Raw genomic sequence first — 13,135 nt, 5'->3', positions numbered from 1 at the left:
TTGCTTATCGCTTTTGCCGAACACTAAACCTAAAATCAAAGCCCAAATAGCTTAAGTTATGTCGCAAAACTTTGTAAGCTAGGGCTTAGTTATTTCTCAAACGATATCTACAACAAGGAACACGCATTATGGGTTCGGTTACCACTAAAAAACACCCAAACGGTTTGGAATTTGTCGAAGTTAATACCCCACTTTGTCAGGCACGTATATTTCATCAAGGGGCTCAAATAGATTTTTTTCAGCCTAAAGATAAAGCGCCTTTGTTATGGGTATCTGATGCTGATGATTATCAGCCGGGTAACGGTATTCGCGGCGGTATTCCGGTCTGTTGGCCATGGTTTGGTGCCAGTGACATTGAAGGTTTCCCGCAACACGGCTTTGCCCGCACGAGTTTATGGTCTTTAGCATCCGTTAAAATGCGCAATCAAATTGTTGATTTAGTGTTTACCTTGAAAATTTCAGCCGAGCAGCAACAGTATTGGCCCCATGATACTGAGGTAAGCGTATTATTTTCACTGTCTGAGACGTTAACTGTCAGCATAGTGAATAAAAACAATGCTGATTACCCAATTAACTTTACCCAAGCATTGCACAGTTATTTTCCTATTGAGGATATTCATCAACTTAAAGCCTCAGGCTTTAAAGATTCCAAATACATAGAATTTGCCAAAGGCCCTTTTGCCCAAGGCTCTGACGACGTATTATTTGACCGTGAAACTGACCGCGTTTATACAGATTTAGCTCAAACCCAGGTGCTGCATACTCCTGCAGGTGATATTGAAGTCAGCCGTGAAAACAGCCAATCTGCGGTGTTATGGAACCCGTGGATTGACAAGTCCCAGCGTTTATCTCGCTTTAATGATAATGACTATCTGACCATGGTTTGCCTTGAAGCGGCTAACGTATTAGAAGATGAAGTTAACTTGCAACCGGGTGAAAGTCACACCCTCACAACCCACATTCGCTGGCGATAAGCGCCATTTGCATCTGTTATGACCCCGTTAACAGCACAGCTTAACCTGCTGTTGTTAACAGGGTGATATCAGCGAGTAAACTGCTGTGATAAACTAGCTTACAATCAATATCTTAAAAGACTACTCAGCCCAAATGACAGTTCGCCTTTTTACTGTTAAACGATTCTTTATCCTATGCTTTTTTACCATTGCATTAGGCTTGCTTGTGCTGCAACAAAATTTTCGCCCTATCGCCTTAAAAGTACTTAACACCCTCACCTCGGCTTATGATATTCAGGTTAAAGATCTCGCAGTTAGCTTTGATACTATCAATAAACTCAATTTTAAATTTATCTCCCTTGAGTATGAAGATAGTGTAATTAGCTTACACAATGCCGAGCTAAGATTAGTCGATGGCTATAGCGCATTGAAAAACATGGCTTTGACAATAGAAGATTTTGAGGCTGTTACAGTAGAAAGAATTGATGTTAACTTAGGTTATTCATTTCTTAAGCGCCGTTTTGTGGATAAAGATAACCAAGCCACAACTGATGCTGATGTCGGCCTGAGTATCAATCATTTACCGCTCATTGAGCTGGCTAAGATAAATATTTACTGGGCTGATGATAAAGACTTAACTCAGCCGTTAATCGAGGCGCATAATTTAAGCCTTGCTGCTAGTGGTCAAAATCAAAACATCGCAGTTATTCAAGCAACTAATAAAACAAGCGCTGCTACATCTTTTGCTACTTCAACTTCAACTTCAGCTTCAGCTTCAGCTTCAACAATACTGACAGGTAAGCTGTTGCTTATGCAGCAAGAGTTTATTGATATTGCGCTAAGCCTAAATCCACGTGAGTGGCAGCTTAATACCGATGTCGATATCAATAAAGTGATCCAAAGCCTGCAATTACTGGATCAGTCAGTGACTCAAAGAATAACGGCCACATCGAATACCGATGAACAGCAAGGATTACAAATATTATCCCAAGCTTTAGCCCCTGTCATAACGCCTATTTCAGCTACAAATTATCAATTTAATGGTCACTGGTTGGGGCAAACGCGATTAGATTTACCAAGTGGCTCAATCAGCAGTCATCACGAAATTCGCAATATTGAAATCGCGCCAACTACTGAAAATAACTTCAATAGCAGTATCAGCTTTAAACCTGAGATGCCCATCCGCCTTGAGGTTAATTACCAGCCACAAGATCCACACAATGCGAATCAGCAGCTATCAGTCTCTTTAGCGCCGTTTAGGTGGCAGCAATCCACCAGCCCAAAGGCGCTTATAAAACTCAGCGGTGACTTAAATGATACTCAAGGTAATCCTGCAGATAGCGTTGCCAAAGTGAATCAAAAAGTTGAAGATAGCCAAACTCTCGACAAAAACCAAAGTGCGCACAATATACAGTCATTACTGACTCAAGTTGCGCAGCTTAGCGCCGAGACAAATACAAGCTTACCTGAGGCTGACGCCAATATTGACTGGTCTTTGGCGTTTGACTCACCGACTTACATCGATGTCACACTGGCAAACGATAGCCCAAACTCAAACAGCCACTATGATTTACATACAGCTTCAATTAATGCACAAATAGCCCATCCACTGCTGACTACTCAGCTCATGTTTACTGATAACAGCGCCGCAATTACTAATGAAAACTACCAAGTAAATAGCGCAATAAGTGTTGATATCAACCAAGTTAAAGCAATTGATTTAGGTCGCTTAGATACTGTCGACAGTGCTTTAATTATTGATGGCGCAAGCTTAACTGGCCAATTAGCAGTTGAGCATCAAGTGAGTCACAATCAAGCCACAACCACAGTGAGCCTCAAACAAAACGCTCAATTACAGCTTAGTGATTTAAGCTTAAAATCAGCCAATAAACTTATCGCCTTTGAGGGGCTTAACTGGCAACAACAAGGGGCTAGCGAGCTTAGTTCAACCATTGACGGCAGCCAAATAAAGTTCAATGACTTCTCATTCGGATTTGATAAGTTTCACCTTAAAGATGTAAGCACGGCAACTGATAGCATTAACGCCAAAGAATCGCTGGAAATACATTTAGGCCAATTTACTGTAGAGGCCAAACAAGCCATCGAGTTATTTGTACCTGCGACGTTACTCGCTGATGAGTTAACCCCAACGGGCCTAAGTTCAAATATAAAACAGCCTAAGAATAAAACGAGTGACAGTTCAGCGACTGACTATTTAGCGACTAACAATAAAAGCCAGCCAAGCTTACTGACATCATTATTAAATCAGCGCAATAGCAGTGATTTAATCTGGCAATTAAACGATATTCGCATCGATAAATTGATCCCGACTAAATCAAAACTGCGCCGCTATCCGCTATTGCGATTAGACAGCTTAATCCTTGAACAAAACCTGCAGTTACACAGCCAGCTGCTCACAGGTAAAGAGCTTTGGCAACTTGATGAGCTCGCACTATCAAGCTATCACCTACTGCAACTGCCTAAACATAATCGCCCTTTATCATTAGCCGGTCAGTGGCAAACGGATTCAGATTTAGCCCCGCTGCTTGAAGTGTTAGCGCAAACTCAAATGCTGCCTAGTGATTTATCCATTGCAGGCCATAATAAATTGGATGCTGGTTTTGCCCTCGTTGAAAGCCAAGGAGTATCCTTATTTGAAATGAAATTTACTCAGTCACTTTCTGATGTAGAGGCGCAGTATAACGAGATGTTCTTTGAAAGTGGCAGTATCAATGCCCAATGCCAATTTAACTGGCAACAAGCCCACAGCACGCAATTATTAACAAAAACCTACAGCCAAAGTCGATTATTGTGCCAAGACACTGAAGTCAATATTGCTAATGCCTATGTGGGCATAAACTTAGATGAGCTCAATCTCAACGCCGATATTTCATTAGGTAAAAATGAGCAAATAGCTGCCAAAAACTGGTTACAAGAGATCACAGGTTTAAGTGATACAGACGTCAACTTAACAGCGCGGGGCAATTTACTGGATGGCGAGTTTTTAATACCAGAGTTTTTTTTGAAATTACACGATAAGTCAGAAGGCTATTTGATGCTTAACGGCATTAGTTTACAAACCTTACTGGCAGCTCAGCCTCAAGTAGGGGTATATGCCGATGGGATCTTTGACGGTGTATTACCCGCAACGTTAGTTGATGGAAAAATTAATATTGCCGGAGGCCATTTAGCCGCCCGAGCCCCTGGCGGCTTAATCAAAGTCTCTAATAACCCTGCACTTGAGCAAGTAAAAGCAAGCCAACCCCATTTAGAGATAGTGGCGCAAGCATTAGAACACTTGCAGTATTCCGAGCTAATAAGCACACTTGATATGGAGCAAAATGGCGATGCTCAACTAGCCGTTCAAGTAAAAGGACAAAGCAAGGATATTGAACGACCTATTCATTTGAACTACTCTCATGAAGAGAACCTATTTCAATTATACAAAAGCACGCAGATTGGTAACCAACTGCAAAATGATATTGAACGTTCCGTGAAGTAAAAGGACACCTTTGTGAACACTCAGTCGATTTACCGAATAATTCTTATTGCCGCATCAGCACTGCTGATAGGCGCCTGTACCCCAACCGTTAAAATTGAGCCACCAGATAAGCCCATTGTCATTAATCTTAATGTAAAAATTGAGCATGAAATCATTATAAAAATCGATAAAGAGCTCGATATTCTTTTAGAAGATGATGAGTTGTTTTAATCAATAAGGAAGCAATAATGAACACAAAAATCATGGCTTTAGTTTTAACGTTACTTCTAGGGTTAACACTGAGTTCAAATGCAGCTGCGTTGACATTACAACAGGCTAAGGATCAGGGCTTAGTTGGTGAGCAAACCAATGGCTACCTTGGTTTAGTCGTTAATAATAACGATGCAAAAGCATTAATGACTGAGGTAAATGGTAAGCGAAAGCTACATTATCAAAAAATAGCCAAAAAGAATAAATTATCCACTGAAGATGTCGCTGCAAGAGCCGCACAAAAAGCCATTGCAGCGGCCCGAAAAAGTCATTTTATCCAAACACCGAAAGGCAAATGGACTCAAAAATAAATGGCTAAATAGCGATGAACATCGGCCGATTATGGCTTGGTGCTTGATACCAGACTTAACACCATGAGGGATAATTGCAGTGTATGTACTCGCTCAGACTTTGACAAAACTAACGCGCCTTTGTTTTAACGAGCTAGGCGCGCCGCCAACTGAGTGTTACATAGTGACCATTGCCCAGTAATCTAAACGCGCCTTAGGATCTAACACCGCTTTTTTACACACTTCTTTGTATTTATTCATTAACGGACCTAAGCCGCTTTTGCCTTGTAAACTAGCAAGCTGCTGGCTTTTCGCTTCTGCAACCGCTTTAGTCGCCTTTTCAGCACTTAAGTAGCCAGCGGCTAATTTTTCAGCTTCAACTGCTGATGTTTTCAATCTTTCACCAACAGGTTTCATCTGCGGCGCATTCATGCCCATAATCATGCTAGAGCTAATTTGATAATATGCTGCACATTGGACTAATTCATTAGTAAATGCGGCTTCTGCTTTATCTTGCGCCTGTACGCTTAAGCTAGTGGCAACTAACGTGATCGCAGCGGCGAACTGGTATCCTTTTTTAAACATACTGTATCCTTTCTTAGTAATTAATTTCTGAGTGCGTAATGCTATTGCTAAACTGTTGTTGGTAATGGGCTAATCTATGCTTTAAATGCTGCTTAACCGTTGGCCATTCCGTATCAATTATTGAGTAAACAACCGTGTCTCTCACTGTGCCATCTTTCAAAAGCTTATGGTTTCTTAACACCCCATCTTGCTTAGCTCCCAGACGCGTGATGGCTTGTCTTGATGCTTGATTATGCCAATGGGTGCGAAATTCCACCGCCATGACATCCAAGGTTGAAAAGGCATAATCGAGTAATAACAATTTGGTTTCGGTGTTAACACAGGTGCGCTGGGCACGTTTTGCATACCAAGTGTAACCAATTTCTAAACGACGATTAGGTTGATCCCATTGGCAGATACGGCTACTGCCGATCACCTCACCTGAGGTTTTATCCCGCACAGCAAAAGCCAATGCTTCACCAAGTTGTTCTTGGGCTATGGCTTTTTCAACATAGGCTTTCATATCATTGGCATGGGGAACCGAGGTATACCAAAGCTCCCATAAGTTGCCATCAGCAGCTGCAAGGCTTAACGCTGGCACATGCTCGAGGGTTAACGGCTCTAAAATGACATGTTCACCCATTAAAAAAGTATGACTGTCTGCGTATGCCATTGAGTGCTCCTAAATAGTTAACTTGATCAAACAATGACAGAATACATGATCTAGATCAGAATAAAATCACCTTTTTGCTATTAAAAACAACAATAATCTCTTGTCTCATACGGGCCATAAACTAAAAAAGACCAATATCAATTGATATTGGTCTTTGGGGTTAGTGTTCAGACTCAAGCTTGCTGCTTAAGTGTAGCGATGGCGTTAGCTTATTTTTGTGCTAATTAAAGCTTATCTGGTAAACACTGGTGCTGCCGCTCACTTCATTGCCAATAATTAATAATGGTAAACCTGTAGGGCTATCCTCAGCTAGAATAAATTTCATCCCTTCAGGGCCTAAATCACCCACAAGCTCAGGTTGACCACTAATGGTTTCGCCGTCTATTTCAAAGTCGATATCAAAATCACGGTTTACCACATAGTCGATAAAGCTTACCTCAAAAGGATTGGTAATATCGTAAATCATAATCCCCGATGTACGCTCTAAGCCGATGAAAGCATACTTTTTATCACCGATTTTGCCTATCGCTAGCGCTTCAGGCTCAGGACCTTTATCATCACTGCGACTATCCCCTTTGCTTTCTTCATTGTGATTATTGAAGTTTTCACCTAGCACCGCTGCGGTGATCCTCTCAAAGTCATTACCACTATCAAAGACTAATTGACCAGCATGACTCCAGATAGAAAATGAGCGGCCACCATAAGAGACGATTTTATCCATATCGCCGTCATTGTCATCATCCCCCATGCTGGTGGTAACCTTTAATCGCCCTAATTGGCTTTTATCTTGGGCGGCTAATATTTGCGGGTGGCTTGGGTCTAAAATCAAATCATCGGCGCGGGCTTCTTCAGAAAAACCATCATAATCACGAGCATCACCTTCATTAGCTGTGACAATAAAGTCTTGTCCATGCCATTGATAACTGGCGATAGTGTCTGGCTGATACATACCGTAAACACCGGCATAGCTCGCGATATTAATGGCATCATCTTTGTCGCTGGCATCAAGCTCATTGCCCGCTTTACCGTAATCTTTAAGTCCTAAAGCATTAATGGCCTTGACTGTATTATCTGCTAAGTTAATCACTGCAATAGCATTGTTTTCTTGTAAGCTCACATAAGCAAACTGATTATCTTGCGACACTGCAATATACTCAGGCTCAAGATCTTGGGAAACTGAAGCGTTTGGTCCATTAATCTTAATCATATGACTAAGCTCATTATGACGAGCTTCGCCTAGATTAAATTCATTAAAATCAATCAAAGTCGCACTATCTGCTGGCAGACCATCGCTGATCTCTATCAGCGCAATAGTCCCTTCAGGGTCAACGCTATAATCAGAGTTTGGCTCACCTTCATTTGCTATAATCAGTTTGGTACCATCATGGCTAAAAACCACATTATCAGGTAATGCACCTACCTCTACAGCCTTAATAAACGCAGGCTCGACAGTTGCTGATAATTGATAAAATGCAACGATACCATTGCCTTGGGTCGCATTGCCTGCTCTATCAGCTCTCTCAACGGCTGCGGCTAATAAGTCGCCATAAATACTGACACTGTTGACGCTGCCTAAATTGTCAATTTCAGCATCTTCAGCAACGTTTACACTTAAGGTTTTAGTGAGGTTGTTTAATGTAATCGCCGTTATGTCATCTGACTTAACCGTTGCTAACGAAGATAAATCAAGGACATCTAACATGCCACTTTGTGCATTAACCACATATACGCTGTTACTAGCCTGATGAAAGTCAACAATCTCAGCAGCACTTTGGCCATAAATTCCAGACTCATAACGACCGATTAGCCCTAACTGCAATTGACCTTGAGCTTCAGCACATAGTATTTGAGTTTGGCCAGTAAGCACTTCATCGGCGTCTAAAACACCATTTATGTTTACATCAATCCCCGTGGCGATCTGTTGACCACCAAATGGACATTGGCTATTACCAGCAGTTAATTCTGTGACTGAAATTAACGAGTTTAAACCATTTGTACCATCAACACCTTGGGCGCCATTAAGACCATCATCACCATTACAGCCAATTAGTAGCATCATTGACATTAGTGTAGTTAACGGAAAAATTTTCGTTTTCATGCTTAAGTCTCTGTTAAGTAGTTGTTGCAAAGTTTGGCGCTAAGCTACTCAAGTTCGATGACACTAAAACGACAACAATGTTACTTTAATGTTACATCTCAACTGCGTGATTTAGTAAAGATTAAAATTCACTTAAATGCAGATGTTTTTTGATGCAGATCACCTTTTTCATGGTAAAATTTTGCCAGAATTTCTTACTCTCTTTCCTATAAAATTCTTCGATGTGATTCTATTTGATGTCTATCTAATGAGGTTTTTGTCAGCATGTCTTCTAACTCTCCTTCTGTGACCTCGGCGCAGAACTCCCCAAACCTTGCCATGTTGATCCCGATGCTGGCTGCGATTGTGGCGATAACCCCATTAGCCATCGATATGTATTTACCAGCAATGTCTGCCATTGCTGACAGCTATTCAACCCATGTCACCACAGTGCAGCAATCGTTAAGTATTTACCTTGCGGGCTACGCGCTAGGGATGCTCACTTTTGGCCCGCTTGCTGATCGCTTTGGCCGTAGACCCTTGGTCATTTTTGGCTTAAGTGGGTTTACCTTAATCAGTTTCTTTATTTCTATAACCGCTAATATTGAGTTATTTTTAGCGCTGCGATTTGCTCAAGCATTTATTGGCGCAGCTGCCACGGTTGTGGTGCCCGGTTATATTAAGGAAGTTTATGGCGACAATACTGCCAAAGGGATGTCTTACGTCAGCTTAATCATGATGTTAGCGCCATTACTTGCGCCCAGTGTTGGCAGTTTAATTTTAGAAGTCGGTGAATGGCCGTTAATCTTTTTAAGCCAGAGTTGTTATGCCATCTTTTTGCTGTTATTGGTTATTTTTAAATTAAAAATGCCCAGCGACATAGCAAAGGATGCCCGCAGTAATAAATCTTTTTTCAACGCCTATAAAACCGTGCTGAGCCGCCAAGGTGTGAAACTCAATATTAGTTGTGGAGTACTGACTTCCTTTGCGTTTTTCTGTTATTTAACCGCTTCGCCTTTTATTTATATGGAAGTCTTTGATTTAGATAAAACCTTATTTTCAATATTATTCAGCACCAATGTCGGCGCTCTGATGTTGGCTAACATTTTAAACTCTAGAATTGTCGGCCGTTTTGGCTCAAACAGAATGCTGTTTGCAGCTACGGTTTTTGGCACGTTGGCTGCCGCAGGCTTATTAGTAGTGAACCTTTTAGGCTTAAGCTACCACTTTACTGTCGCTATGCTAATCCCCTTAATGGGCTGTTTAGGGGTAATGTCAGTTAATGCTGATGCCATTGTATTGATGAAATTTAAACAAGAAACCGGTACTGCAACAGCGGTTATTGGCACCCTGAGATTTGGCTTTGGCTCATTAGCGGGCCCTTTATTGGCTTTCTTTTATACTGGCACCGCAGTGCCATTCTCGGCGATGATGTTGTTATCAGTTATGTTGGTAATGGGCTGTTTATTATTTCAACGTACCTTACCAAAGTATCCTGTTTAGCTGCAATTTTGTGCAGTTTTTAACTGTTGTATTTAAAAAACGGCTCATAAAGAGCCGTTTAAATTCACACTAACACCATAGGTAATGTGCTCAGCAATAATGCTGCCATTAACCAATTAAAATTGCGCTGACGAATAGGTGTGTTTAACTTCTGACGGATAGAAGAACCAATCAACACCCACAGCAATGACATTGGCAAACCGACAATATTAAATACCAGTACCCCAGCCATTGCCGTTATCCAATATAAATCACCACTAATAGTAAAAGCGCTTAATAAACTTATTGTCGCCATCCATGTTTTCGGATTTATCCATTGAAACAACGCCGCCTCAATTAACGATATTGGCTTATCGCGTTCACTGGCTTTAGCGCGCCCATGCTGCGTGGCGATCTTTACTGCCAGATAAACCAAATAGCCGATGGAAGCATATTTTAACAGCTGATGCAGTAACGGCCATGACTCAAATAAAGACCCTAAACCTAATAACATGGCCACATGTAAACTGGTTTGGCCGACACGGATCCCAATCATATGCGGCACGGTTTGTTTAACACCAAAATTAGCACCGGAGTTTGCCAATAGCACATTATTAGGCCCTGGCGTGCCCGTCATGGTGGCGCAAAATAATGCGGCCGATAACATCAGCATGACAACCGAAGTGTCCATAAATTTCCTCTTTAAAGCTTTGCCAATAAAATCGGCATAATTTCACCACCGCTCTGTTCGCAAATAAAGACGATACCAGCAAGCTGAATATACAGGGTTTAATTCAAGTTTCTGCAATTTTTAGGCTGTCGATTCTATTTATAAGCTCAAATTGTTATTTCTATTAAACAATCATGAAATTCTTTCAACTAAATTACTTTATTTCAACAAGACACTTGTATCATATTAAAAAGTAAATATGATGAAGGTATCTTGTGAATCAACAAGATATTTAGTCAAAATTATCTGAGGCGGTTTTCTACTGCGTAGATAAGCGAGTTCGAATTACCATTCGGGCTTATTTTTAGAACGATTACCGTCGTTGTAGCAAGATACTGTTTACCATAACGGTAACTTAAGAGGATTTAGCAATGGAAAAATTATCCGGCGCCAGCATGATAGTGCGCTCGTTAATCGATGAAGGCGTAAAACACATTTTTGGCTACCCTGGTGGCTCTGTACTCGACATCTACGATGCGCTGCACAAAGATTCTGGCGTAGAACATATCCTAGTAAGACACGAGCAAGCAGCTGTGCACATGGCTGATGGTTATGCCCGCGCCACCGGTGATGTGGGTGTGGTACTCGTCACCTCTGGCCCTGGTGCCACAAATGCCATTACTGGTATTGCTACCGCCTACATGGACTCTATTCCTTTAGTGGTTTTATCAGGCCAAGTACCGAGTAATTTGATTGGTAATGATGCTTTCCAAGAATGTGACATGATTGGGATCTCGCGCCCTATTGTTAAACATAGCTTTTTAGTTAAAGATCCCCGTGAAATCCCCGAAATTATCAAAAAAGCGTTTTATATTGCTGCAACCGGTAGACCTGGCCCTGTAGTGGTCGATTTACCAAAAGATTGCTTAAACCCTGAAGTTCTGCACGAATACATTTACCCTGAAAGCGTTAATATGCGCTCTTACAATCCGACAACCGCAGGCCATAAAGGTCAGATACGCCGAGGATTACAAGCGCTTTTAGCCGCTAAAAAACCAGTGTTGTATGTGGGCGGCGGCGCTATTATTTCAGGTTGCGACCAACAAATTATTCGCCTCGCTGAAAAGCTCAATATTCCAGTGATTAATACCTTAATGGGCTTAGGCGCATTCCCCGGCACTCACCCTCAATGCTTAGGTATGTTAGGCATGCACGGTCTGTATGAAGCCAATATGGCGATGCACAACTGTGACTTAATTTTCGGTATTGGGGTGCGTTTTGATGATCGAACCACCAATAATGTAGAAAAGTATTGCCCTAACGCGACTATCTTACATATCGATATTGATCCAGCATCTATTTCTAAAACCATTCGAGTGGATATTCCTATTGTTGGCTCTGCTGAAAATATCCTCGATAGCATGTTAGCTTTACTTGATGACACCGAAAAAACCAACGACAGCGAAGCGCTTGATGCTTGGTGGGTTGAGATTAATCAATGGCGCAAAAAAGATTGCTTAGCCTATGACAAATCAAGCAATCGGATTAAGCCACAACAAGTGATAGAAACACTGCATAAATTAACCAATGGCGATGCCTACGTCACCTCTGATGTGGGTCAGCACCAAATGTTTGCTGCACTTTATTATCCATTTGATAAGCCACGCCGTTGGATTAACTCAGGTGGGCTTGGCACCATGGGCTTTGGGTTACCAGCAGCTATGGGCGTTAAAATGGCGATGCCTGATGAAACCGTAGTATGCGTGACTGGCGATGGTTCAATTCAAATGAACATTCAAGAGCTTTCAACTGCGCTGCAATATGACACGCCAGTGAAAATCATTAACTTGAATAACCGTTTCTTAGGCATGGTGAAGCAATGGCAAGACATGATTTATTCAGGTCGTCATTCACACTCTTATATGGATTCAGTGCCTAATTTTGCCAAAATCGCTGAAGCCTATGGCCATGTCGGTATGACCATTAGCGATCCCAATGAATTAGAGTCAAAGTTAGCTGAAGCGTTAGCGATGAAAGATAAATTAGTCTTTGTTGACATTAGTGTTGATGAAACTGAGCACGTTTATCCAATGCTGATCCGTGGTGAAGCAATGAAAGATATGTGGTTAAGTAAAACGGAGAGAAGCTAATGCGTCGTATTATTTCTGTATTATTAGAAAACCAACCAGGGGCATTATCTCGTGTGGTTGGACTGTTTTCTCAACGTGGTTACAACATTGAAAGCTTAACCGTTGCGCCAACAGAAGACACCACCCTGTCACGCCTTAATATTACCGTTAATGCTGAAGCTGATGTTCACGAACAAATTGAAAAGCAACTTCATAAGTTAATTGATATTTTAAAAGTCTCTAACATAACTGAAAATGCCCATATTGAGCGTGAACTGGCATTGGTCAAAGTTAAAGCCCAAGGAGAGATGCGTGAAGAAGTCAAACGCACTGCTGATATCTTCCGTGGTCAAATAGTGGATGTCACCGCCAGTTTGTATACCATTCAAATGGCGGGTACCAGTGAAAAAATAGATGCCTTCATCAGCGCGCTTGCCGAAGTCACAAAGGTGATTGAAGTTTCTCGCTCAGGTGTGGTCGGTCTTGCCCGTGGCGAGAAAGTCATGAAAGCATAATAGCAATCTGACTAAGTCACAAATGACTTAG

The 13,135-nt window shown here is 41.6% G+C and carries 11 protein-coding genes; 7 read left to right on the top strand and 4 right to left on the bottom strand.

From position 1 onward, the window contains the following. The first annotated feature begins 128 nt into the window (after nucleotides 1-128). The 4 genes from BM739_RS04255 (at nucleotide 129) to BM739_RS04240 (ending at nucleotide 5,015) form a co-directional block, all read left to right on the top strand. Nucleotides 129-974 carry a D-hexose-6-phosphate mutarotase gene (locus BM739_RS04255; RefSeq protein WP_076537610.1) on the top strand — a complete coding sequence of 282 codons (846 nt, stop codon included), beginning with the start codon at nucleotides 129-131 and terminating at the stop codon, nucleotides 972-974. A gap of 205 nt (nucleotides 975-1,179) precedes the next feature. Then, nucleotides 1,180-4,455, top strand: a complete 3,276-nt coding sequence (locus BM739_RS04250; RefSeq protein WP_175609484.1) for a YdbH domain-containing protein — start codon at nucleotides 1,180-1,182, stop codon at nucleotides 4,453-4,455. A 27-nt stretch (nucleotides 4,456-4,482) separates the two neighbouring features. Then, complete coding sequence (locus tag BM739_RS04245; RefSeq protein ID WP_254843467.1) at nucleotides 4,483-4,665, top strand: YnbE family lipoprotein; 183 nt, start codon at nucleotides 4,483-4,485, stop codon at nucleotides 4,663-4,665. 17 nt (nucleotides 4,666-4,682) lie between these two features. Beyond that, nucleotides 4,683-5,015: a YdbL family protein gene (locus tag BM739_RS04240; protein WP_076537603.1), complete on the top strand. Its 333-nt coding sequence runs from the start codon at nucleotides 4,683-4,685 to the stop codon at nucleotides 5,013-5,015. 156 nt (nucleotides 5,016-5,171) lie between these two features. Here BM739_RS04240 and BM739_RS04235 read toward each other — a convergent pair whose 3' ends face one another. The 3 genes from BM739_RS04235 to BM739_RS04225 form a co-directional block, all read right to left on the bottom strand. Continuing rightward, nucleotides 5,172-5,579 carry a hypothetical protein gene (locus BM739_RS04235; RefSeq protein WP_076537602.1) on the bottom strand — a complete coding sequence of 136 codons (408 nt, stop codon included), beginning with the start codon at nucleotides 5,577-5,579 and terminating at the stop codon, nucleotides 5,172-5,174. Between the two features lie 13 nt (nucleotides 5,580-5,592). Beyond that, complete coding sequence (locus tag BM739_RS04230) at nucleotides 5,593-6,231, bottom strand: GNAT family N-acetyltransferase (RefSeq protein WP_076537600.1); 639 nt, start codon at nucleotides 6,229-6,231, stop codon at nucleotides 5,593-5,595. A gap of 220 nt (nucleotides 6,232-6,451) precedes the next feature. After that, a complete protein-coding gene (locus BM739_RS04225; RefSeq protein ID WP_076537597.1) occupies nucleotides 6,452-8,329 on the bottom strand; it encodes a choice-of-anchor I family protein in 1,878 nt (625 codons plus the stop codon). 264 nt (nucleotides 8,330-8,593) lie between these two features. Between BM739_RS04225 and BM739_RS04220 the strand changes: the two genes are divergently transcribed. Then, a complete protein-coding gene (locus BM739_RS04220; protein ID WP_076537595.1) occupies nucleotides 8,594-9,811 on the top strand; it encodes a multidrug effflux MFS transporter in 1,218 nt (405 codons plus the stop codon). Between the two features lie 64 nt (nucleotides 9,812-9,875). Here the strand turns inward: BM739_RS04220 and BM739_RS04215 are convergent, their stop codons facing one another. After that, entirely contained in the window at nucleotides 9,876-10,481 is a 606-nt protein-coding gene (locus BM739_RS04215; RefSeq protein ID WP_076537592.1) for a LysE family translocator, read from the bottom strand. 410 nt (nucleotides 10,482-10,891) lie between these two features. Here BM739_RS04215 and BM739_RS04210 point away from each other — a divergent pair, with 410 nt between their 5' ends. Continuing rightward, the gene (locus BM739_RS04210; protein WP_076537589.1) at nucleotides 10,892-12,610 is read left to right on the top strand and encodes an acetolactate synthase 3 large subunit; all 1,719 of its coding nucleotides are present in this window, start codon (nucleotides 10,892-10,894) and stop codon (nucleotides 12,608-12,610) included. Further along, the gene (gene ilvN, locus BM739_RS04205; protein ID WP_076537586.1) at nucleotides 12,610-13,104 is read left to right on the top strand and encodes an acetolactate synthase small subunit; all 495 of its coding nucleotides are present in this window, start codon (nucleotides 12,610-12,612) and stop codon (nucleotides 13,102-13,104) included. Before BM739_RS04210 ends, ilvN begins: the two co-directional genes overlap by 1 nt. Nucleotides 13,105-13,135: the final 31 nt, after the last annotated feature.

Origin of the sequence: Shewanella sp. UCD-KL21 (genome assembly GCF_001957135.1) — a bacterium.
Lineage (GTDB): Bacteria > Pseudomonadota > Gammaproteobacteria > Enterobacterales > Shewanellaceae > Shewanella.
This window is presented reverse-complemented; position numbering and strand designations above follow the sequence as displayed.

Excerpts from the sequence above, each read along its gene's own strand:
- BM739_RS04255 (WP_076537610.1), top strand. The coding sequence starts at position 129 with ATGGGTTCGGTTACCACTAAAAAACACCCAAACGGTTTGGAATTTGTC.
- BM739_RS04240 (WP_076537603.1), top strand. The coding sequence starts at position 4,683 with ATGAACACAAAAATCATGGCTTTAGTTTTAACGTTACTTCTAGGGTTA.
- BM739_RS04235 (WP_076537602.1), bottom strand. The coding sequence starts at position 5,579 with ATGTTTAAAAAAGGATACCAGTTCGCCGCTGCGATCACGTTAGTTGCC.
- BM739_RS04230 (WP_076537600.1), bottom strand. The coding sequence starts at position 6,231 with ATGGCATACGCAGACAGTCATACTTTTTTAATGGGTGAACATGTCATT.
- BM739_RS04225 (WP_076537597.1), bottom strand. The coding sequence starts at position 8,329 with ATGAAAACGAAAATTTTTCCGTTAACTACACTAATGTCAATGATGCTA.
- BM739_RS04220 (WP_076537595.1), top strand. The coding sequence starts at position 8,594 with ATGTCTTCTAACTCTCCTTCTGTGACCTCGGCGCAGAACTCCCCAAAC.
- BM739_RS04215 (WP_076537592.1), bottom strand. The coding sequence starts at position 10,481 with ATGGACACTTCGGTTGTCATGCTGATGTTATCGGCCGCATTATTTTGC.
- BM739_RS04210 (WP_076537589.1), top strand. The coding sequence starts at position 10,892 with ATGGAAAAATTATCCGGCGCCAGCATGATAGTGCGCTCGTTAATCGAT.
- ilvN (WP_076537586.1), top strand. The coding sequence starts at position 12,610 with ATGCGTCGTATTATTTCTGTATTATTAGAAAACCAACCAGGGGCATTA.